The organism is Paenarthrobacter sp. CCNWLY172, assembly GCF_037402035.1.
Classification (GTDB): Bacteria; Actinomycetota; Actinomycetes; order Actinomycetales; family Micrococcaceae; genus Arthrobacter.
This window is the reverse complement of record NZ_JBBEGB010000005.1, coordinates 245,619-268,560: the sequence shown is the minus strand read 5'-3', so window position 1 is coordinate 268,560 and position 22,942 is coordinate 245,619. Positions and strand designations below refer to the sequence as shown.

17 protein-coding genes are annotated in these 22,942 nt (G+C 63.1%); 1 reads left to right on the top strand and 16 read right to left on the bottom strand.

Annotated features, from left to right (window positions below; translation table 11 throughout):
• Positions 1–12 precede the first annotated feature (12 nt).
• From alr to WBN73_RS09835, 8 genes are all read right to left on the bottom strand, one after another.
• Positions 13–1,167, bottom strand: a complete 1,155-nt coding sequence (gene alr, locus WBN73_RS09870) for an alanine racemase (RefSeq protein WP_207595556.1) — start codon at positions 1,165–1,167, stop codon at positions 13–15.
• 69 nt (positions 1,168–1,236) lie between these two features.
• A complete protein-coding gene (locus WBN73_RS09865) occupies positions 1,237–2,679 on the bottom strand; it encodes an amino acid permease (protein WP_207595557.1) in 1,443 nt (480 codons plus the stop codon).
• A 238-nt stretch (positions 2,680–2,917) separates the two neighbouring features.
• Positions 2,918–3,367 carry an Lrp/AsnC family transcriptional regulator gene (locus WBN73_RS09860; protein ID WP_207595558.1) on the bottom strand — a complete coding sequence of 150 codons (450 nt, stop codon included), beginning with the start codon at positions 3,365–3,367 and terminating at the stop codon, positions 2,918–2,920.
• Between the two features lie 103 nt (positions 3,368–3,470).
• On the bottom strand, positions 3,471–4,163 hold the full coding sequence (locus WBN73_RS09855) for a response regulator (protein WP_207595559.1): 693 nt from the start codon (positions 4,161–4,163) through the stop codon (positions 3,471–3,473).
• A complete protein-coding gene (locus WBN73_RS09850) occupies positions 4,160–5,449 on the bottom strand; it encodes a sensor histidine kinase (RefSeq protein ID WP_280625157.1) in 1,290 nt (429 codons plus the stop codon). The genes WBN73_RS09855 and WBN73_RS09850 overlap by 4 nt, the downstream gene beginning before the upstream one ends.
• A 26-nt stretch (positions 5,450–5,475) precedes the next feature.
• Complete coding sequence (locus WBN73_RS09845; RefSeq protein WP_207595561.1) at positions 5,476–6,327, bottom strand: ABC transporter permease subunit; 852 nt, start codon at positions 6,325–6,327, stop codon at positions 5,476–5,478.
• A gap of 2 nt (positions 6,328–6,329) precedes the next feature.
• Positions 6,330–7,274, bottom strand: a complete 945-nt coding sequence (locus WBN73_RS09840) for an ABC transporter ATP-binding protein (protein WP_280625159.1) — start codon at positions 7,272–7,274, stop codon at positions 6,330–6,332.
• Positions 7,275–7,421: 147 nt separating this feature from the next.
• Positions 7,422–8,924 (bottom strand): bifunctional phosphatase PAP2/diacylglycerol kinase family protein, encoded by a 1,503-nt coding sequence (locus tag WBN73_RS09835; RefSeq protein WP_337340114.1) that lies wholly within the window; start codon positions 8,922–8,924, stop codon positions 7,422–7,424.
• Between the two features lie 76 nt (positions 8,925–9,000).
• On the opposite strand from WBN73_RS09835, the gene WBN73_RS09830 reads away from it, so the two are divergent.
• The gene (locus WBN73_RS09830; protein ID WP_337340115.1) at positions 9,001–9,705 is read left to right on the top strand and encodes a phosphatase PAP2 family protein; all 705 of its coding nucleotides are present in this window, start codon (positions 9,001–9,003) and stop codon (positions 9,703–9,705) included.
• Here WBN73_RS09830 and WBN73_RS09825 read toward each other — a convergent pair.
• From WBN73_RS09825 to WBN73_RS09790, 8 genes are all read right to left on the bottom strand, one after another.
• Positions 9,650–10,837 carry an MFS transporter gene (locus WBN73_RS09825; RefSeq protein WP_337340116.1) on the bottom strand — a complete coding sequence of 396 codons (1,188 nt, stop codon included), beginning with the start codon at positions 10,835–10,837 and terminating at the stop codon, positions 9,650–9,652. The two genes, WBN73_RS09830 and WBN73_RS09825, sit on opposite strands and share 56 nt — an antisense overlap.
• Positions 10,834–11,601, bottom strand: coding sequence for a DeoR/GlpR family DNA-binding transcription regulator (locus WBN73_RS09820; RefSeq protein ID WP_280625167.1), 768 nt, complete (start codon positions 11,599–11,601; stop codon positions 10,834–10,836). The genes WBN73_RS09825 and WBN73_RS09820 overlap by 4 nt, the downstream gene beginning before the upstream one ends.
• Before the next feature lie 144 nt (positions 11,602–11,745).
• Complete coding sequence (locus tag WBN73_RS09815) at positions 11,746–13,428, bottom strand: ABC-F family ATP-binding cassette domain-containing protein (RefSeq protein WP_089597051.1); 1,683 nt, start codon at positions 13,426–13,428, stop codon at positions 11,746–11,748.
• 90 nt (positions 13,429–13,518) lie between these two features.
• Positions 13,519–14,775: an FAD-dependent oxidoreductase gene (locus WBN73_RS09810; protein WP_337340117.1), complete on the bottom strand. Its 1,257-nt coding sequence runs from the start codon at positions 14,773–14,775 to the stop codon at positions 13,519–13,521.
• Positions 14,776–14,789: 14 nt separating this feature from the next.
• Positions 14,790–16,769 (bottom strand): penicillin-binding transpeptidase domain-containing protein, encoded by a 1,980-nt coding sequence (locus WBN73_RS09805; RefSeq protein WP_337340118.1) that lies wholly within the window; start codon positions 16,767–16,769, stop codon positions 14,790–14,792.
• Positions 16,770–16,883: 114 nt separating this feature from the next.
• On the bottom strand, positions 16,884–20,735 hold the full coding sequence (locus WBN73_RS09800) for an NPCBM/NEW2 domain-containing protein (RefSeq protein ID WP_207595565.1): 3,852 nt from the start codon (positions 20,733–20,735) through the stop codon (positions 16,884–16,886).
• Positions 20,736–20,884: 149 nt separating this feature from the next.
• A complete protein-coding gene (locus WBN73_RS09795; RefSeq protein WP_207595566.1) occupies positions 20,885–21,541 on the bottom strand; it encodes a response regulator in 657 nt (218 codons plus the stop codon).
• A complete protein-coding gene (locus WBN73_RS09790) occupies positions 21,538–22,818 on the bottom strand; it encodes a sensor histidine kinase (RefSeq protein WP_207595567.1) in 1,281 nt (426 codons plus the stop codon). The genes WBN73_RS09795 and WBN73_RS09790 overlap by 4 nt, the downstream gene beginning before the upstream one ends.
• Between the last annotated feature and the right edge of the window lie 124 nt (positions 22,819–22,942).

The window sequence follows — 22,942 nt, the reverse complement described above, 5'->3', positions numbered from 1 at the left end:
TTCACGCCATTCTCACACGGTGGCGTCCGCTGCAAGGACACGGGCTCTGTTGGCCCACACAGTGTAGAGGTCAGCGAGTATCGCGGCATTCGCCGCTTCAAGTTCCCCGACCGTGATTTTTCCGCCGTCCTGCCCACCGAAGAGGACCACCTCGTCCCCTGGCCGGACATCCCTCACCGAGGAGACGTCCACAACCATGGAGTTCATGGAGATGATGTCCACCACCGGCACCCGCTGTCCACGGACCAGCACATTTCCCCTCCGGCCAAGTGAGCGTCGATACCCATCGCCGTAGCCCACGGTGACTGTGGCGAGGCGCGAATCCGTGGCAAGAGTATGGGTGAGCCCGTATCCCACGCCGCTTCCAGCCGGGTAGCCGTTGACGGACCCGATCCTGGCTTTGAAGGTCATGCACCGTTGGAACATGGCGTGCCCAGGATCCGAATCACCGTAGAGTGCAGCACCTGTGCGCACCATGTCCAACCAGGCCGTGGGGACGTTCAGGGCCGCAAAGGAGTTGGCGGCATGCAGCAGGACATCGAGCCGGGGTATCCCCGCCTCGTGAAGGATTGCATGCGATTCGGATTTGAAGCGGCTCAGGGCGTGCTTCACATGGTCAACGTCGTCCTGTGGAAAGTGCGTCATGATGCCAGCGAGCTCCAACTGCGGATGACTGACGATTCCCACTGCGGAGGCCCGTCCCAATGGTGAGGACACATCGAGGCTGTGACGGCTGATTCCCGAGGAATTGATGTCCAAATGCACACGCAGCGTCCGCTCCTCCGCTGCGGCGATCCTGCTCATTTCCCACGCACTCTGTGGATCGGCAACAAGTTCCTCGATCCCGTGGGCCAGGCCGGCCCTGATCTCCTGCGGTGCCGCGGCCCGGACCCGTAACAGCCTCCCGTTGAACCCATGAGCCCGGGCAAGCCCTGCTTCTGCGTTGGTGCCAATCCCTATGTACGGAACTCCGGACGCCACCAGGAACGGCAGCAACAAGTCCGCACCGTGCCCGTAGGCGTCGGATTTGATCACGGCGCACAACAGAGCCTTGCCTTGGAGCATGGCCAGCATGGACCGAACATTTGCGTCGAAGGCGGTGCCGTCAATCTCAAGCCAACTGGATAGATTGTCCGTCGCCGCAGAAAGTTCTTCATTCGCGGTCATTGTGTTTCCCCCGGAAATGGCGACACGGCCGGGCATGAAGCCCAGCCGTGACGCATGGCCAACCTCGAATCAGACCAAACGCTTCGCCTTGGCCTTCGGGCCGTAGCGGAAGTGGAAGAACAGGTAGCACGCCGCAACGAACGGAACCCCAAAATACAGCGCAGCGATCTGGGTGGGGTCGAAGGCTATGCCAATCAGGGATACCACGCAGAGGGTGAAAGCCAGGATGGGCAGGACCGGGAAGAAGGGGGCTTTGTAGGCCAGATCAGCCACCTTTCCGCCATTCCGGATGAATGCCCTCCGGTGGAAGAAATGTGAGGCAGTGATGGACATCCAGACTCCCACCACCGCGAATCCGGCAATGGACACCAGGGCCAGGTAGACGGTCTCCGGTGCAGCCACACTGCTGACCAGGGACGCCAGCCCGCCCACCATGCTGACGGAAAGGGCGACCAGGGGTATTCCGCGACGGGTCAGCTTCTTGAGTGCCCTGGGGCCATGTCCTTCATCGGCCAGTGAATAGAGCATTCGTGCACAGGAGAACAATCCGCTGTTCCCCGCTGACAACAGCGCGGTGATGATGACAAAGTTCATGATGTCCGCCGCGAACGGGATGCCCACAGAGGAGAAAACCGTGACGAACGGGCTTTCATCCAAACCAACTTGCTCGTAGGGGACAGTCGCAGCGATGACGGCAATGGCGCCCACAAAGAAGATCAGGAGTCGGATGACCGTGCTGCGCATGGCCTTGGGGATGTTCTTTGCGGGGTCCTTGGTCTCTCCAGCCGCAACGCCGATCAGTTCCGAGCCGGAGAAGGCATAGAAGACGGCCAGGGCGGTGACCAGGACCCCGGTGAAACCGTTGGGGAAGAGGCCACCTGAGGTATTGAAGTTCTCAAAGAGGAAAGGGTGGTTGCCGGACTCTGCGAGGGGATGGAAGCCGAACAGTGCAGCCCCGCCGAAGACGATCAACGCGATGATCGCCCCCACTTTGACGATGGAGAACCAGAACTCGGATTCCCCGAAGAACTTGGAGGAGAAAGCGTTGAAGCCGAAGAGGATGGCAGCGAAGACGAGGCACCACACCCAGACCTCAACGTCGGGGAACCATCGCTGCATGAGCAAGCCTGAGGCTGTGAACTCAGATCCGATGGCCACGGCCCAACAAAGCCAGTACAGCCAGGCCGTAGCAAAGCCGGTTGCCGGGCCGATCGAGCGGGACGCGTAGATGTGGAAGGCGCCGGAGACGGGGTAGGCAATGGCGAGTTCGCCAAGGCAGGCCATCACCAGATAGACCACGAAGGCGCCCACTAAGTAGGCGATCACGGCCCCCAGCGGGCCCGCTTGCGAGATGGTGTAGCCCGAACTCAGGAAGAGACCTGAACCGATCACACCTCCCATCGCGATCATGATCAGGTGCCGTGGTCCCATGGAGCGGCGCAACCCGGGTTCCGGCGAAGCCAAGGGTGCATCGGCTGGATGATCCAGTTTCAGGGGTGTAGAAGATTCCATGTCTTGTCTCCGTTAAGTGACAGGTGCGAACGGTACGCCGAGGACTTCCGGGGCGGGGAGCCGTGGGGGCGCTTGTAGTGACGAAGGTAACACAGATCGTGTGACTTTAGTCATTAAAAACATTTGTGAATGCGAATAACGCACACTTTGCACCACGGGCATGACGATGTGACCGTTTACTGGTCAGAATGCCCCACCAACGAGACAGCGCTTGAAACCCGCCGGAACCAGGTGATCCCTACTGCGAAGCCCGTCGGATGACGTTGGACAAGGTCATTGCCGTCACGGTGTCGCTTACTCCGGGGAGGGCAGCGATCTGCTCCCAGATCTCCTGGACGCGGCCGAGGGATCGCGCTTCGACACGGACGATGAGGTCAAAGTCGCCACTGAGAACATCGCACAGCACTACTTCCGGAATCGATCGGAGTTCGTTCAGGACGTCGGCCCCCCGCATCCTGTCCTTGCGGTAAACCATCAGGAAGGCCGAAACCAAGGATTCGGCATCCACTCCCGCTACCACTGTGTAGCCCTGGATATAGCCCTGCCGTTCCATGCGGTCGATCCGCTGCCGCACCGCATTCCTGGACAGAAGTACCTTGCCGGCGAGTTCGGCGTGAGGGACGCGGGCATTCTTGGTCAGTTCCGCGAGGATCCTTTGATCGATGCCGTCCAGACCAGCCCGCTCCATGCGTCCCTTTCCACCTACCCTGCAGGGACACCAGCCCCTGCCTCGGCCGAAAGGCCACGAAGGAAATGATACTTCCACAAGTCCCTGAGGCGTTTGCCCGCGCTCAGTAATCAGGGTTGCTCGGCACCACAAGCCCGGTCTCGTAGGCGTAAACCACCACCTGCACCCGGTCCCGCAACTGGAGCTTGCTCAGGATCCGGCGGACGTGGGTCTTGACGGTTGCCTCGGAGAGGAAGAACTTATGGGCGATCTCCGCGTTGGACAGGCCCTCGGCAATGGTGGTGAGAATCTCGGTTTCGCGTGGCGTGAGATCGTCGAGCAACGGGTCCCGGTGGGGAGTAGGAGTCTGCCCGGGGAGCGCGCCTCCACGAACATAAGTTTCCAGAAGCCGTTGTGTCACTCGCGGAGCAACCACAGCATCGCCGCTGGCCACGAGGCGCACGGCGTGGACCAATTCCGAGGGTGCAACGTCCTTGAGCAGGAAGGCGGAGGCACCGGCCTGCAACCCGGTGAAGGCATACTCATCGAGGTCGAAGGTAGTAAGGATGATGACCCGCGCCTCCGACCCGGAGTCCGAGATTCGACGCGTTGCCTCAATCCCGTCCATGGCGGGCATCCGCACGTCCATCAGGATCACATCCGGCGCGAGTGCTTCTACTTGGCGCACGGCTTCGATGCCATCGGACGCCTCACCAACTACGTTGAAGTCGTCCTCGCCTTCCAGAATGAGCCGGAAGCCCATCCGAAGCAGTGGTTGATCATCCACGAGCAGCACTTTGATGATGTCTTCTGTCATGATTCCCCCTTGTCGCCGGCCCAGCGGAGCTCGGCGTGAACTGCCCAGCCTCCCCTTTTACTGGGTCCGGCAGTAACGATTCCAGCATAAATTCCGGCGCGTTCATTCATCCCCGCGATGCCTTGCCCGGTGCCCAGGCTGCCCACGGGTTCGCTGCCGCCCTCCACGGTTCCGCGGCCGTCGTCGTGCACGTCAATGGTGACCAAATCGGCGTCCCGCGCCACCTGGACGTCAACGCGGCTGAGTGAGCGGCCGTACCGCAGGACGTTGGTCAGCGACTCCTGCACAATCCGGTAGACGGTGAGTTCAAAGGCGGGATCGGCCGGTAATCCAGGGCCTGTGTGCGCATAATGCAGCGGCAGACCCGCGGTCCGGAAACCATCCAGGAGCTTCGAGAGGTTGTGCCCGGATTCCAGGGGCGTGAGCGGTGCCGGCCGCCCCGAGTCGTCGCGAAGGACGCCCAGCACGCGGCGCATGTCGGCCAAGGCCGTCCTGCCAGTCCGGGACAATTCGCCCAGGACCTCAGCGGCGCGCTCCGGATTCTTCCTGACCACCACGGCAGCGCCGTCCGACAGGCTGACCATCACCGTCAGGGAGTGTGCCACGACGTCATGCATCTCGCGGGCGATCCTGTTCCGTTCGGTCACCTTGCCCAGATGGGTGGTGCGGGCTGCCCAGGCAGCGATCTCGGCCTCATGCTCCCGCCGCTGGCGTACGGAAATACCAATGCCGGTCGCCAGGAGGTTGGACAACATGATGGTCACCGCGGTGGCGATGTTGTTGATCAGGTGGAAGTTCTCCGGGACTTCCTGCAGGGTGTCCATGCCGCTGGGAATCGTCCACATGAACAGATAAAGCAGGCTCAGGGGCAGGCTCGCGGCAACAAACACCACCAAAGCGAGGCTGCGCTTCCTGATGGATGCCACGGCGTACAGCGCAAACCAAAGGCCCGCGGAGACGTTGGAACCCCACGGGTTCAAGATGGCGGCGGCAACCTCCAGAAGGACGACGGCGGCCACCACTTGAAGCGGGTACCGGCGCCTGAACATCAGTACGGCCGCGATCATCAGCAGCAGGGCCACCACCAGCCACTTGCCCTCGGCGATGGAAGTGATGATGGTGGGCAGGGCCAGGAGCACGTAGCAGAGGACCACCACGGCATCCATGGCGCGGGGGCGCTCGTAGAAGTAGCGCCGGATGCGGCCCCTGCGGCGCTGGGTGATTTCAGCGAAGGACGCGTCCACCGTAACGGTGGACGCGTCCTTCACCTGTGGAGCTTCAGTCATGGATTGAGCCTAGACGGCAACCCGCCCTAGACGTCCCGCTTCTTCAGCAGGAGCATGGCCAGCGCAATCGGTACAACAACCCAGGCACCCAGGACCAGCGCGGCCTGCCACGCTTCCAGCGTTTCAGGAACATGCTCGACGGCGGTCATCGGGGTGATGGTGCTGGTAGGGAGGTACTTGTTGGCTTCCTTGAAGAAATCACCGGGGATGAGCTGGAAGGCAATCGGCGCAACGAACAGCAGCCCCACCAGGCTCATGATGCCGCCGGCAGAGTTCCGGACGATGGTTCCAAGCGCCATGCCGATGGCTGCTACTGCTGCCACGTAAAGGCTGTTGACCAAGAGGAGCTTGACGGACTGCGAGCTGCCCAGGTCCAGCTTGAGGTCGTAGTTGTCCACGATCGGGAGGGACACCAGGCCGGCAATGTAGATGGACACGGCCGTCAGCAGGAAGGCGCTGACCATGACCACGATGAGCTTGGCCAGGAACGGTGAAAGCCTCTTGGGGACGGCGGCAAATGTGGAGCGTGCCATGCCGGTGGTGAATTCCGAGCTCATCAGCAGGACACCCAAGGAGCCGAGGATGAGCTGGGCGAATGAGATGCCGGAAGTCGGAATGCTGACGGCCAGGTCCCCACCCTGGGCGGCCATGGCAGCCGCGGCTTCGGGATCGTTGGCAACCTGCTCAGCAAACTGCCCGGTTCCCCAAGCCGAGAGGGCGGCGAAACCCACCATCACCAAGGCTGTGGATGCCAGGAGGATCAAGGTGGACATCAGCGTGCGGAACTTGATGAATTCCGAGTTCAGCACGCGGTGGAATGCCGGTCCCGGACCGACGGAGTTGCGGATGGACTTACGGTCCATAGTGGTGGTGCTCATGTCTATTTCCCTCCGGCCTGGGCGGGAACCGAAGCCCCGGTGGTGATGTGCGAGTGGTATTCCACCTCGTCCTTGGTCAGTTCCATGTACGCCTCTTCCAGGCTTGCCTGGAGCGGAGTGAGCTCGTACACCATGACCTGGTTTTCAAGGGCGGTCCTGGCGATGCCCCGGGGGTCCAGTCCGGACACCTCGAGGAGTTCACGCTCGTGGACTTCCACGGAAACGCCGGTTCCGGCCAGGAGCTGCATGAGGCGTTCCGGCTGGTCGGTGCGGACACGGGTCCGCGCCTGGCCTTTACCGGTAATGATCTCGGCGATGGGCGCATCGGCAATGATCCTGCCGCGGCCGATCACGATCAGGTGGTCTGCCGTCAGCGCCATCTCGCTCATGAGGTGGCTCGAAAGGAAGACTGTGCGGCCCTCGGAGGCCAGGTACTTCACGAGGTTGCGGACCCACACCACGCCTTCAGGGTCCAGACCGTTGACGGGCTCGTCCAGGATGATGGTCTGCGGATCACCCAACAGCGCGGCGGCAATGCCAAGGCGCTGGCCCATTCCGAGCGAGAATCCCTTGACCTTCTTCTTCGCGACATCGCCCAGTCCGGTCATTTCAATGACTTCGCGGACCCTGCTCTTGGGGATGCTGTGCGTCGCTGCCATGGCGAGCAGGTGGTTGTAGGCGGTGCGGCTCGTGTGGACTGCCTTGGCGTCCAAGAGTGCGCCGATTTCGCGGAGCGGTGCTTTGTGCTGGGCGAACGGTTCACCGTTCACTGTCACAGAGCCCGACGACGGAGCGTCCAGCCCCATGATCATGCGCATGGTGGTGGACTTGCCGGCACCGTTCGGACCCAGGAAGCCGGTCACCCGTCCAGCCTGGACAGTGAAACTGACACCGCCGACGGCGGTCTTCTCGCCGTAGACCTTGGTCAGGCCTTTTGCTTCGATCATGGAAGCGTTCCCTCCTCGGAGCACATGAGTGTGCGGATGAGTTTTGAATGTACTCACCACGCTACTCATGGAGGGAACGAAAATCGCCGGTCTCAGGGATGATTCAGGGTTCAGTCAGGGTAGTCCTCGCGGATGACCCGCGCCGCTTCAGCCGACCGGGAGCGGCGAGTACACGCGCAGCTGGCGCGGTTTCACGGTGAAGGTGGCACTGCGAACCCCGGGCTTCGGTTCGCCGTCCACCGCCAGGACCAGCGGCTGCCCGATCGCCTCCACGGTGATGGTGGTGGCCTCGGTCAAATGGGTGACTTTGGAGGCGGCCACCGTGCCTGTCACTACCGCCCACAGCAGCCGTGCACGGGCGAACGGCTCATCCGCTGTGATCATCCGCAGATCGAAAACACCGTCGTCCAGCACAGGCCGGCGAAGCGGTGCGTGGTCGCTGGGATAGAACCTTCCCCGTCCCATATAGAGGATCCAGAGCTTGTGCTTAACCCCGTCCACGGTAAGCGTGGTGGGCGAATTCACTCCGAAGGTGCGCAGCGATGCCACCACGCTGGCCAGCGGCTTACCCATAGCCGGCTGCAGACGTTCCCGGCGACGAACCAGGTTCGGATACACGCCTACGCTGGCGGTGTTCAACATGGCCAGCTCCGTAGTTTCCGGGGCCTCGGGCAGGCCACGCTGCACCACTACATGCCCCAGGTCAACCGCGGCTGCCTGCCCCTTGGTTACCGCCTCGATGGCGTCGTCGATCGAGCTGGTGCCGAGGTCGCGGGCAAAGTGGTTGAGGGTTCCGCCGGGCAGCACAAGCAGCGGCAGTGAATATTCGACGGCGGCCGCGGCTGCGGTGCCAACGGTTCCGTCTCCACCCCACACGCCCAAGGCAACGGTGCCAGGCCGCGTGGCTGCGGCGTCAATTTCCGCGGCGACGTCGTCCCCCTCCGCGATTTCCCGTATATACGCTTTAGGGAATATAACCCTGAGAAGCTCCCCGGTTTCGGGGGAGTAGGACCCTCCAAGGACGTTGACCGCAATACTCAGCCCCTCGCCGTCGGCGATGGCGGGCGCCTCCGCAGGCGTTCGGCGGGGTGTTGGTTCTGCGGGCTTGGCAGGCCACCACCTGCGCGTCAGGAGCGCCGCGCCTGCTCCGAGGGCCGAACCGAAGACCACATCGGAAGGCCAATGGGCTCCCGTGTGAACACGGGAATAGGCCACACCTGCGGCCAGGGGCGCCAGCACTGCGCCGAGAGCCGGGGAAACCATCCCGGCACCCACTGCGAAAGCTACCGCAGAGGCAGAATGCCCGGAGGGCATCGATGAGCTGGTTGGCTGCGGGTTGACGAAGCGAAACAGCGGCAGGTGCTCAGGAAGCGGGCGTCGCCGGGGGAGTAAGCGCTTAAAGATGACGTTGGTGACGCCCGAAGCAACACCCAAGGCCAACACGCCATGAAGGGCCGCCCTGCGCGGCGTTCCCGGGAACGCGGACATGATTCCCGCAATCCCGAACCACAGCTTTCCCTTGGTGGCCGCGGACGAAAGCCTCCTGAAGAAGACATCGTGGTCACCTTGGGGCTGCCTGGAGACAGCCCTGACCAGAAAGTGGTCGAATCCTGCAACTCGTCTGGGGGCCTTGCCCACGAAGCCTCGCATTACTTCACAGTATCGCCTGCACACCCCCACCGGAGGGCTGCCCATGCCATACGTCTGCCGTGGCTACGATGAATGGATGATTCGTGTCCTGCTTCCCCGTCAACAGCCCGGGTGGCAATTGGTTGTCCCGGCCGTGCTGCTTCTCTGTGCCTTCATGGTCCCGGGCATCATGATCCTGGCAGGACAGGGCGAGCCTGCATTCAATGGCGTTGACACCACGTGGCAGGCCTTCACCTTTACTCTGCAGTCACCCTTCTGGGACGGTGTGAACGCGGTGCTCAACTGGGCGGGTTACGCCGGGATCCTGGTGTTCCACGTGGTGCTCGCCCTTTCGCTCCTTGTCTGGCAACGCCCCATGGGGGCAGTCTTTGCCGCCACCTCCGGCATCACCGCACTGGCCCTCACCCAGCTGGCCAAAGCGGTGGTGGGTCGGGACAGGCCCCAGGGCGCCCAGGTCCTCACGGATACCGGTTCATACCCCTCAGGGCATGTATCGACCACCACCACGTTCCTTATGGTGCTGGCCATCCTCGTGGGCCGCTGGTGGATGACCTTGCTGGCGGCCATGGGTGTCATCGCCATGATGGTCAGCCGCACGTACCTCTCGGCACATTGGCTCAGCGACGTCCTTGGCGGCGCCTGCCTTGCGGCCGGCGTCGTCCTCATTATGTGGTGGCGCTTCAGGGAAATATGCGTCAAAGAGAATGAACTGGCAGATGGCCGGACTATTTGGGCGGCAAAGGCTTCGCGACGCCGGCAAGCAGGAGAGCGAGCAGAATAGGCGCTCCGATGGCCAGCAATGCCAAGTGGATTCCGGTGTGGTCGCCCAAGTAACCCAAGAGGGGTGGACCAGCCAGGAAGGCGACATAGCCGATGGTGGAAACCACGGAAACCCGTGCAGCGGCATGCTTGGGGTCGTCCGCAGCGGCTGACATGCCCATGGGGAAGGCCAGCGCCGCACCGATGCCCCACAAAGCCGCACCAACGCCGGCCAGGATGACGTTGCCGGCGAAGACAAACAGCGCCAGGCCCAAGGCCGCTGCCGCCATGCTGGCCCGCAGGACGCTCACGCGGCCAAACGTGTCAATCGCTTTGCCACCGAAGAACCGCATGATGGTCATCGCCAGGACGAAGAGTGCGAACAGCAGCGCACCCGTGGATTCCGAAGCACCAAGCCCGTCCACGGCAGCCTTCGCGATCCAGTCGTTGCCCGCGCCTTCGGTCAAGGTGGCACCCAGGACTACGACGCCGATCAGCAGCGTCCTGCCATCCCGCCAAGCCGAAGGTCCCTTCGCAACCGGACCGCCGTCGTCGTGAACTTCTGCGGCTTCATGCGGAAGGAAGTACTTAGGGACCGTCAGCGCCAAGGCAACGGCAATGGCTGCGATAACCAGCAAGTGTTGGGGGAGACCGACGCCAAGCTGTGAGAGGCCAGCGCCAATCAGTGCGCCAAGGAAAGCACCGCCGGAGAAGGCGGCGTGGAACTGGGGCATGATGGTGCGCTTGAGCCGGTGCTCAACGTCGGCGCCTTCAATGTTCTGGGCAACGTCCCACAAACCGATGCCGATACCGAAGAAGAACAGGGCAATTGCCGTGGCCGGCACTGAGGCGGCCATCAGGGAGAAAGCAATTCCTGCGCCCGCAGCTCCCGCCACGATGCCCGCCACACGAACCGTATTCGCCGTGCCGATCCTGCCCACAACCCAGCCGGCCGACGGCAGCGCCAGCAAGGATCCGACGGCGGTGCAGAGCAGCAGGGTGCCCATCTGGCCGGACGTCAGGCTGAGCGCCTCCGTCACTGCCGGAATGCGTGCAGCCCAGCTGGCAAATACCAACCCGTTCATGCCGAAGATCAGGAACGTCGCCACCGCCGCGGCATTGACGTTGGTGCTGCTTCTGGTGTTTGTGGTCATGCAATCACAACTTCCACGGAGAGTTTATTGAGCCGGGCGAGATCTTCTGGGGAGGGTTTTTGGTCGGTCACGATCACGTCCACGGCGTCCATGGCTGCGACCAAAGCTACTGCACTGGCATTCCATTTGCTGCCTGCGGAGGCCACGATCACGCGCGCTGCGGATTCAAGACCGGCGCGTTTCACGGCCGCATCATCAAGGTCGTGGGCCAGCAGTCCGTCCTTGAGGTTGAGGGCACACGGGGTCACGACGGCGGTGTCGAACCTGAGCGAGCGGATGTTGGCTTCGGCCATGGGTCCCCGGAAAGACTGCTCGCCCGGGATCAGGCTGCCGCCGGGAAGGATGAGCTGCGGCGTCCGGCCGGAATGGGGCCCTGTCATGGCCTCGACGCCGTGGAGGGACATGGGCATCACCGTCAGTTCCCGCTTGCCCAACCGGCGCGCGATCTCCGTGGCAGTGGATCCACTGTCCAGCCACACATGCTCGCGGTCGTTGATGAGTCCGTCAACAGCCTCAGCAATGCGCGTCTTGGCTTGGTGGTCTTCCAATTCACGTTGGCCGTAGCCGGGGTTGTCTCCGCGTGCCAGCAAGCTGCGGGCGCCACCGTGGATGCGTTTCAGCACTCCGTTGGCAGCAAGGATCTCCAGGTCGCGGCGGATCGTGGCGCCCGATGCTCCTGTGGCGTCCACGAGCTCATCCACGGTGGCTTGTTCGCGGGTGCGCAGCAGCTCGCCAATGAGCCGGTGGCGGTCAGCAGTTCCCATGCTTCAACGGTAGCAATGATTGCTCACTTAATCATCATTGCTGATCATTTGCTCACCGACGCTCTCTCACATCCCATGGCTGAAAGCGGAACGCCCCTGCAGCAAGTGCAAGAGCGTTCGCATAAAACAGGCGGCAGGTGAGAGCTACCGGGCGCGCTCCACGCGCTTCTCATCCCAGACGGGTTCTTCGGATTCGTAGACCTTTCCATCGGACCCAAAGATCATGAACCGGTCAAAGGACTTGGCGAACCAGCGGTCGTGCGTGACCGCAAGGACGGTGCCTTCGAAAGAGTCGATGGCACGCTCCAAGGCCTCACCGGAGTGCAGGTCAAGGTTGTCGGTGGGCTCGTCCAGCAACAAGAGGGTGGCGCCGGAAAGCTGCAGAAGCAGAATCTGGAAGCGTGCCTGTTGGCCACCGGACAAGGATTCGTACTTCTGCTCAGACTGGCCAGCCAAGCCGTACGAATCCAGGGCGCCGGCCGCGGCCTCGCGGGCGAGTCCGGAGCGGTGCTCGTCACCACGGTGCAGGATCTCCAGCAATGTGCGCCCCAGGAGATCCGGACGAACATGTGTCTGTGCAAAGAATCCGGGGCGGATGCGGGCGCCCAGCTTCACGGTTCCTTCGTGCGGCACTTCCGCAATCACGACGTCGGAGACCGGCAGGTGCTCACGCTCCGGATCGGTGCCGCCGGTGGCAAGGAGCCGCAGGAAGTGGCTCTTGCCGGAACCGTTGGAGCCGAGCACGCCCACACGGTCACCGAACCAGATCTCCGTGGAAAACGGCTTCATGAGTCCGGTCAGTTCGAGCTTCTCAGCTACTACGGCACGCTTGGCCGTTCGCCCACCTTTGAGGCGCATCTTGACGTTCTGCTCGATCGGCAAGGCCTCGGGGGGCCCGGCTTCCAGGAACTTTGCGAGGCGGGTTTGCGCAGCTTGGTATCGGTTGGCCATGTCGGAGCGGAAAGCGGCCTTGTTCTTGTACATGTTGACGAGTTCTTTGAGCTTCACGTGCTCCTCGTCCCAGCGTTTGCGGAGTTCCTCGAACCGGGCGTTACGGTCCGCACGTGCCTCCACGTAGGATCCGAAACCGCCGCCATGGATCCACGCCGAGGCACCGTTGATGCCCGGCTCGAGCGTCACGATGCGACCTGCCGCATTGTTCAGCAGTTCACGGTCGTGGCTGATGAACAGCACGGTCTTCTTGGACTCATTGAGCTTGCCCTCCAGCCAACGCTTGCCTGGCACATCCAAGTAGTTGTCCGGTTCGTCGAGGAGCAGCAGCTCATCCGGGCCGGCAAACAGGGCTTCGAGCACCAAACGCTTCTGCTCGCCACCCGAGAGCGTCGAGGCGCGGCGGAACTGCGCCTTGTCGAAGGAAATCCCCAACGCAGCCATGCACACTTCATCCCAGACGGTCTCTACGTCGTACCCACCGGCATCTCCCCAGTCCACTATGGCCTGGGCGTACTTCATCTGGGTGGGCTCGTCGTCGTGCTCCATCATGGCCAGCTCGGCGTCCTCAACCGCCTTGGCAGCAGCTGCGAGGCCAGCCTGGGCAGTGGAGACGAGGAGGTCGCGAACTGTTGATTCGTCACGGACCTGGCCCACGAACTGCCGCATGATTCCCATGTTGCCTGATCGGCCCACAACACCTTCGTCCGGCGTGAGGTCGCCGGAGATGATCTTGAACAGCGTCGTCTTGCCGGTTCCGTTGGGTCCGATCAGGGCAGTCTTGGTGCCGTCGGGGACCTTGAAGGTCACCCCGTTGAGCAGCTGGGTGCCGTCGGAGAGGAAGTAGTCGATGCCGGAAACGTCAATATGGGCCACGTTTCAATCCTCCCACGGCACGGTATTAACGCTCGACGGCGACAGTGGGCAATGCTCGATGACGGCAGTTGGGCGGGTCGAGCCACCCGGCTAGGGCTTCCGCCGGGCAAACTCCGGCGCATGCTCGGGGCGCGGACCGAAGGCGATCATCCGAGCGGGCAGCTTCCCGAACCCCGGGAAATTCCGCGCAACAAAGAGCAACGGTTTGGGAGGTTTCGGCTGCTTACCGGCCATGACCTGCGCGAACACCACACGATGCAGCACCCTCTGGAAGGACTGGATCACGACCGTAGGAAGCCAACGCCGCTTCTGGACGGCGGCGAGGTGGCCGTCGTCGAGCGTTTCCCTCAGCAACGGCGCGGCGAGCACACGCGCGGCTGCCACAGCGTCCTGCACTGCGAGGTTGATGCCCACTCCGCCGGCGGGCGACATCGCATGGGCGGCATCCCCAATCAGCAACAACCCAGGCTTGTGCCACCGGGACAGCCTGTTGAGTTTTACGTCCAGGAGGTGGAGGTCGTCCATGGAGGCAATGGTGTCCTCACGGTCCGCAAGGTCCGGTCGCAAACTGGCTATCTTAGAGCGGAAAGCCTCCACGCCTTCAGCCCTCAACTGAGGATCCGAGCCCTTGGCCGCCAAGTACGCTATCTGGTGATAATCCTTGCGGGTCAGGGTCAGCAGGACAGCTGAACTGCCAAAGCGCGGCGCAATGGAGGCCACCGGCTGGTCCTCGCTTGCGGTTCGCGGGAGCCGGAACCACCAGGTATCAAACGGCACCGGAAATTCGCGGGGGACCAGTCCGGCCTTCTTCCGGAGAATCGAGCCGCGGCCATCACAGGCCACCGTCAAAGGAGCCCGTAGTTCGCCGCTCCCCACAACAGAACCAGTCCGCGGATCACGGGTTCCGTACGTCACTCCGACCACAGTGCCCGAAGCGTCAGTCAGCAGGTCCGTCGCCTCCGTATTCATCAGCAGCGTAAAGGTGGGTTCCTGCCGGGCCGCTTCCACCAGGAAGTTCAGAAAATCCCATTGCGGGACCATGGCCACGTAGTTGTAGGGGTCCTTAAGTCGTTCGAAATCCGCGAGGACCACGGAATCACCGGATCTTGCGGGTAGCCGGAAATTGCCCAGTCCACTTTGGGGGAGGGCCCGAAAGCCCTCACCGAGCCCCAGCTCGTCCAAGAGCCGGATCGTCGAGGCGTGCACCGTATCGCCCCTGAAATCACGCAGGAAATCGGCGTGTTTCTCAAGCACAGTCACCTTCACGCCGGCGCGGGCAAGCAGCAGTCCCAGCACGATTCCGGCCGGCCCTCCGCCCGCCACCACACACTGGGTTTCTGCTGCCATGATCAGCCTCCGGTTCAGCCCGCCGCGGTCAGGAACGACTTCAACAACGGCCCGCTGGTGGTGGCACCCAGCCCGCCGTCTTCAACAAAAACTGAGACGGCCAGGTCCCCGTGAGTCGCCACGATCCAGGCGTGGGTCTTGGGCGGGTTGTCGTTGCCGAATTCCGCGGTTCCGGTCTTTGCTCCCACGGGCGCGCCGGGCACCTCGGCCAGGAACCCAGCGTGCCCGGACGTGACCACGGCGCGCATCATGTCGGCCAGGGACGCGGCCTCTTCCTTGGTAATCGGCTGGGTGGATGCCGGTGCAGCGCTTGCCGCAGCGGAAGCGGACGACGTCGGGGCGGAGCCGCCTTCCGTGGGGGCAGGAGTGGCGCCGGGGTCCTGCGCGGCGTCGGCATTCAGCACGAGCTGAGGTGAAACCGGGGCCCCGTTGGCGACGGAAGCGGCCATAACAGCGGCCGAAAGTGGCGAGAAGAGGACCTTGCCCTGGCCGATCATGGAGGCGGCGTGCTCGGTTCCTTCTGCAGCCCCGGGCACCGAGCCAAGGAAGGCATCCGCGCCCAGCTTGGGAGCTTCAACGGCCACGCCCAAAGCCTGGGCAGCCGATTCAAGTTGACCTTGGCTGACGGTTTCCCGGGCGTTGATGAACGCAGTGTTGCAGGAGTGCGCAAACGCGTCCCTGAGGGCGACCGAGCCCAGTGATGTTTCGGGGTAGCCCTCAGCGTTCTTGAAGGTGCGGCCGTCGACAACCAGCGTTGAGGGGCACTCCACCTTGGAATCCGGGGTGGCACCATTCCGGAACATCGCCAGCGAATCAACCATCTTGAAGGTGGATCCGGGTGCGTACTGTCCCAGGAGCGCAGTGTTGTAGCCGTTGCTGCCCGGACCGGAGGCCGCGGCAAGAACGGCTCCTGTGGAGGGCCTGATGGCCACGATGGCGGAAGCCGGTTCGATTCCTGCCAACGTTGCTTCAGCCAACTGCTGAAGCTTCAGGTCCAGGGTGGTCTTGAGAGAAGTGCCCGGCGCAGGAAGGGACGAGAAGAACACCTTGGTGCCGGGGGTCTCGCCGTCGGTCTTCTCAGCCGGGGTGGCCACCACTTCCACGCCATCCTTGCCGCGCAACAGGGAGTCGTACTTTTGCTGCAGGCCACCCGTCCCCGTGGTGTCTCCGGTGCGCAGTGCGCCATTGGATTTCTCGATCTGCTCTGCGTTGGCTTGGCCTACGCTCCCCAACAGGGCTCGGGCAAAGGTGCGTGTGGGTGCCAGCGCCATGGAGTCCAGGATGCTGACGCCCCCGGGTATCGCCTCGATTTTGGCCTCGGTAATGTCTGCTGTGTACGCACGGAGGACGAGGCCCTCCACGAAAGCCTGTGGCCCGGAGGCAGCAACCTGCTTGGCATACTCTTCGGCATCCAGGCCGAGCAGCGCCGCCATGGCACGGGCCGATGCGTCGGCCTGCTCAGCAGGAACCTTGGTCTTGTCGATGCCCACCCGGAAAACCGGGCGGTCCTCAACAATCGGAGCGTCCCCAGCGCCAAGGATCTGCCCGCGCTGGGCGGCAACGGTCTTGACCGACAACGTCTCGCCCTCGGAGAGTTGCGGCGCCAGCAGGGCCGGGCTCCACTGAACCGCCCACTTGTCGCCGGACTTCTTCAGCGTGGCATCGGAGGTGTACTCCCATTGTGCCGAGCCAATGTTCCAACTGTAGTTAAGGGGGAAAGTTGCGGTGTCACCGTCGAGCTTGACGTCGCCGGAAGCAACCGAGGGCTTAGCGCCCAAGCCCTCAAAGACGGCTTTAAGTTCATCGTTGGCCGTGGCAGAGTCCTTGCCCTCTACGGCGAGCGAGCCGACGTCGAGCGCCGCCAACGAGGACGCGAGCTGCTTGGCTGCTCCCTCAGCGCCGGCGCGGCCATCGTCACAGGCCGTCAATGAACCAACCATCACGAGCGTTGCGAGACCAAGGACAAGACCCTGCTGCATTTTCAGTTTCCCCATTTGGCACATTATGCCCCGTTCCCCTGACAGTTTCTTGTTGTGCCCGGGAAGCGGACAGCCGCCGCCTGCCAGCCCTGGAAAGAGCGGCAAGCGACGGCTGCCTGGAACATCCAACTACGGAGCACAGGTGAACTTGGCATCACCCCAGACACCGTGCGCACCGTTGATGGAGCCGGACGGGTCCACCACGAGTTCCACGTACGCCACTCCTGTCAGGTCAACAGACACCGATTCCGGAGCGAATCCGGGAGTGTAGGTGCGCGACTGGTACTTGTTCACGCCGTCGGCATTGACCTTGAAGATGATGTTGCCACCGAAGCCGCTCTCGAGCCCCACCTGCGAGGTAAACGAGGTGCACTTGCCGCCAAGGTAATACGTGATCTTCGAGGCAGCGTGGACCCCAAGACCCTTGGTGAACACGGGCTGCTGCCCGGTTGCGGGGTCGGTGTAGTTGATGGCCAGCGGCTTGTCCGGGGAGGATGCCGAGTCCTTGTTGGCCACGTTTTTGCCGATCACGCCGTAACCGTTCAAGGCCTGCACCCACGGGGTTTCGGAGGCGTAAACGGAGCCCACCGGAACAGCCGGCAAGGGCTGTGTGGTCACCTTCCAGTCGAAGAACTTCACCCGGGTGTCTGTCGGCAACGTGACAGATGCCAGCTCTTTGGTGGGGTTCAAGCGGACGGTATTGGAGAACGCCTGATACTTGTACTGCGTGTACTCCGGCGAGGGACCGTTGGCGTTGTTGCGACCCTGTTCGGACACTGCCAGGACAGCCCCGTTGAGGACCGACGGCTGCAGCCAGTTGGGGAAGAAGATGGATTGCTTTTCCACGCTCCCATCGGCGTATTTCAGGGTCAGAGTTGGGCTGGTGCCGTTGCCCACCGCGGCGGATCCGAGGACGGCCAAGTGCGTTCCCTTGCCCTTGACGGCGATCGTCTGTGCGGACAGCGCCACCGAGTTGGGGACGTCCGGTCCGACGGCGGGCCAGGTGTAGTCGACCTGGGTCGGCTTTCCGGCATCCACCGTTACTGTGCTCCCCGGACGGACGCCACCCGCAGGAACCGTCGCGGCCGCCAGCTGCTCGGCAGCGAAGGTGGCCCCGCCGCCGTCGAAGTTTCCGAGCGCCTTGCCCGCAACGGTGGTGACCGAAACGGTGTTGTACGCGGCGGCAAGCGATCCGTACGCGACGTAGATTTGGTTGCCGCCCGTCACCGTTTGCGTGCTGGAGTCAGAAGCAGCGTACGACGCCGACACCCGCACGGTCTGTTGGCCCGCCTTGGCGCTGGAGCCGGGTTTGATGACGAACGTTGCCGTGGTTGTCGCGCCACCTTCGACCTTGGCGGCAGTGGCACCGGAGGAAGAGACCACGGTCCAACCTTCCGGGAGCACCGGCGTCAGGACCACATTGGTCTTGGCCTTGGTTCCGGTGTTCACGAACGCCGCCGTGACAGTGGTTTCCTGATCCTGGAAGACCTGTTCGCCGGTGGTCACCCGGACCTCAGCGGCACTGTCTTCCTGGCTCTTGCCGCCCAATGGTCCGGCCTGCTGGAGTTGCACGGTGGCCGACTGGTTGGAGGCAAGTGAGCCCGTCTTTACCCAGATGATGCCGTTGTTGGCTTCATCGAAGTACCAGCCTGTGGTTGCTGCAGCATAGGCGGCCTGGGTGGAGTGTTGGGCAAGCTTGGTGCCGCCGATCTTCACATCCTTGGGTGCTGCGCCCGCGTGGACCTTGAGCTCGTACGGGCGGGCCGCTGCCTTGCCGGTGTAGTCTCCCGTCCGCTCTCCGATGGAGACCTTCACGCTGCTGTTGCCCGTACCCGGAGCGTCCACGGTGAAGACCTGGCTGGAGGATTTCCCATCCTTGAATTCGCGGGTGACCTTGTCGTCTTCGTAGAGGGTAAACGTGTCCTGGCCCTTGGCGTAGACATCCAAAGTAATCATGGAATCTTCGGGAACCAAGGATGCATTACGGGCCACGATGCCTTGCGGGATCACCGCTCCTGCACGAACGAAGACCGGAAGCCTATCCAGCGGCGCGTTGTAGCCGTTGAGGATCTGGCCGCCCTGGTAGAGCTTGCCGGTCCAATAATCCACCCACTGCTGGCCTTCGGGAAGGAAGATTCCGTTGCGGACATCGGTCTGGGTAAAGACCGGAGCCACCAGGAAATCGGAGCCGAGCATGAACTGGTTGTTGGCCTCGGCTCCGTAGGACCACTGCTGGTCAGGGAACTCGAGGGCCATGGAGCGCATCATCGAAACGCCGGTGGTGGAGGATTCCTGGGCCAGCGTGTAGATGAAGGGCATCAACTGCTGGCGGAGCTGCAGGTACTGGCGGTTGATGGCCGTGGCCTCGTCGCCGTTGAGCCATGGACGCTTGTCCGTAGCGGCCCAGCCGGACATGGAATAGAGCGCGGGGGCAAAAGCCTTCCACTGAAGGTCACGCACATAGGACTCTGCGGATCCGCCAAAGATGCCGTCAACGTCGCCCGTGGTGAACGCCAGACCCGAGTTGCCGGCGCCGGTGAGGGCGGAGACCTGCCAGCGGACGGCGTCGAGGTTTCCTGAATGGTCACCCGTCCACTGCATGCCGCAACGCTGGGAGCCGGCCCAGCCCTCAACCATCAGCGAGGTGCCGCGGGCGTTGGAGTACTGCTCGATTCCGCCATGCGCAGCTTCGCACCCGGTGAGCGCTTGGCGGTAGCCTTGGCCCACCCAGGCGACATCGAGCTTCCGGAGCCGAACCCCGGCTTCGCCCACTTCGTATTCCTGGTTGGTCAGGGAACGCTGGGTCCACAGGCCAACTTTGAGATCTGTTTCTTCCTCGATGTTGCTGACGGTTTCCGGGAGCTGCTGGTACTCGCAGCCGTAGCCGTCGTTGACCAGCATCCAGCCGGCGGGCATGTCGTTCTCAACGAACTTCCGCGCAGTCTTGATGGCGTCCGGGGTGCGCTGCTTGGCGCCGTCGGGATCGCCGTAGCCAGAGGAGGAATAGCCGGGATTGGACCGGTTGTAGCAGTCAGCATCGCCGTATTCCAGAGCGTAGACCGGGGGCATCATCGGCTTTCCGGTCAGCGTGGTGTAGGCACCCAATGACTGCTTGTAGTCGCCCACGAAGTAGTAGGCGTCAAATCGCCTTTCCTCATGTGTGGTGGTGGGCTGGCCGCCGAAGTTGTAGGAGCCGCGGGCAAAGGTGTCACGCAGGACGCCGTAGCCGTTGGAGGACATGTAGTACGGCACGGCGTTGGGGTAACCGTCGTCGTCCCAGTCGAAGTTCTTGGCGATGTTGATCAGGGCGCCGGTGTGCACGGAGCGGCCGTTCTGCATACCGCCACCGATGAACTGCTCCCCATCCTGCTGGGCAAGGTGCTGGGTGGCGGAGTTGGAGCCGAAGGTGATGGGTGCGGATTCTTCAAGGACCAGTGAGCCATCAGCCCGGATGACGCGGAGTTGGGTGGTGGCTTTGTTGATCCCGACGCTGATCTTTGCGGTCTTCAGGACCAGCCAATCACCGTCAGTGACAGCAGGCGTGACGCCTGGGAACTTGTCTTTGCCCACCACGATGTTGGCGGTCCTGGCCGGGTCGCCTTGGTCCGTGTTGGCGGGGTCCGTGAACGTCCCACTGGGGTCAGCTTCCAAGCGGAAGTTGCCGTCGTCCAGGAACGTGACGCGAATGGCGCCCTTCTCGGTGGAAAGGTCTACGACGTTGCCGGCTTGGGTAAAGCCCGTCACCGCGCCGAGAGGTACTCCGGCGGCGTCGACTGGTACTTCGGGAGTCACGGATTTGATCGCAGCGGGATCGCCGGGAGCGGCATTGGCAGCAGTGGCGAAGGACAGTGCGGGAATGGCTCCCGCGAGGAGTAACGATGCGAGGCCGAGTGCAGCGGCCTTCCTGGTTAGCGAACCTTTGGTGGTGCGTCCGGAGCTGTTGGGGAGAGCTCCGGACAGACCCAAGGAGGGTGCGGACATGTGGGGCCAACTTTCGACGAGTGACTTTTTGTGATCTAACTCATAGCGAAACGTGCACTAATCGTCACTGCAAAAAACCCAAAGGTCAACCGTTTCACCAAAATTGCCCACCCAACCAGGTCAGGGAGGGCCCGGCAGAGCGGCGGGACTCAGTGCCCGCGGATGATCCTGCGCTGCGTCGCAACGGCGATGGCAGCCGTGCGGTTATCCACCCCGAGCTTGGAGTAGATGTGCACCAAATGTGTCTTCACAGTGGCCTCGGAAATGAAGAGTTGCTTGGCCATAGCCCTGTTGCTCATGCCGGTCGCCAGCAGTTCCAGTAATTGGACTTCCCTGCCGCTGAGCGCCGGCGACGGGTTCCGGATACGCCCCATGAGCCGCGCCGCAACCTCCGGTGCCAGCGCGGTCTGCCCGGCAGCCGCGGACAGGACGGCCTGCCGGATCTGCTCCGGCGGGGCATCCTTCAGCATGTAACCGCTGGCGCCCGCTTCCACCGCGGACAGGATGTCCGCGTCGGTGTCGTAAGTCGTCAGAATCAGAACGGGAGGCGGGGGACTCCCGGCCTCACCCGCCTTGATCTTCTCCGTAGCCGTCACGCCATCCATGCCGCTGCCCATCTGCAGGTCCATGAGCACCAGGTCCACAGGCTCTCCGAGGGTGTTGAGCTTGCTGAGTTCCACCAGGGCAGCATCACCGTCGGATGCCTCCGCAACAACCGTCACTCCCGGGAAATCCGCCAGCATGGCGCGGAGGCCGGCCCTGACCACGGGATGGTCGTCCACCAAGAGGATGCGGATGTCACTCATGAAACACCTTCGTCTGCCGGAAGCGGCACCCGAACGGCCACTACAGTCCCCTCGCCAGGCGCCGACTCAATCTCCAGTCTGCCGTTCAGCGCGGCCAGTCTCTCGCGCAAACTTTGAAGCCCGACGCCGGTGCCGTCGCCACGCACTGTACCGGCCGCCGTCGACGGTTCGAAACCTTTGCCGTCGTCGAAAACGTCCAAGGTCACCTCAGCGCCAAGAAAGGACAGAGTCACGACGGCGGCACGTGCGTGGGCGTGTGCCCACACGTTCGCGAGGGAAGCCTGGGCGGCCCGGAGCAGGGTGGTCTGGTAGGTGTTGGGCAGCTCCACAGGCGTACCCACCAGCTCGAAGCGGCAGCGCAACGCCGTACCCCGGGCAGCGGCCTCGGTCTCGGTCTTGTCGCAGAGCCGGCGCAGGGTGTCCACCAGGCCGGACTGCTCCAGATCGGGCGACCGCAGGCCGCGGACAAAACTCCGTGCTTCGGCAAGGTTGGTGGACGCTGTGTCCTGGACAATCCTCAACCGTTCCTTGGCTGCCTGCGGATCCCCGTCATCAAGGGCTTTCTCCGCGGACCTGCCCATCAGGATGATGCTGGAAAATCCCTGGGCCAGGGTGTCGTGTATTTCGCGGGCCAGCCGTTCACGTTCAGCAAGCATGCCGGCGTCGTGCTGGGTTTGCGCGAGTTCAGCGCGTGTACGGCGAAGGTCGTCGGCAACAGTGCGCTGGTTCTCGGCTTCCAGGAACAACGCACGGTACGCCAGCCCGGTGACCACGGCGAAGCCAGCCCCGAACACCGGCCCCAGAACCATCGCCAGCTGCAGGCCACCGTCAACCGACCCCCGGCTATGGAACCACAATGCTCCGATCAGCAGGATGGTGCTGAGCGCAATCGCCGGGAGTGCCAGCCGCCGGGGGAGAAGGTGGAGTTGGACGAAGAACAGGGGAAAGGCTACCCAGGCGAAGTCACCGCTGACCAAAAGGAGCAGCAGCCACAGGATCATCACAGCGCCTAGCCACCACCGCGCATACGGCGTGGGGTTGAAGCGGGAGGCATCGCTGGCGTAGCGCTTCTCAAGGATTGTGCCAGCCAGATACACCGCGGCCAGTAGTGCCGAGAGTCCCAGACCCGCTGCCATGGCCACGGGTGTTGGAGGCGACCCGGCAACTCCTACACCTGTCAGCAAACGTACGACGGCCACCAGCAGCAGCACCGCGAAGCCGACGTGCAGGCACACCCGCAGCACGCGGAGGATGGTGGCGGCGCCGGTGGACTGCATGCCTCCCAGCGTATCCCCGGCGATGTGCGAACCGGGCCGGATTCCGTGTCCCCGCGGCTGAATCAACCATTTGGATGATCGCCCTTTCAACCCCTTGGCGTGAACGAATCCATCCGGTTCCCGA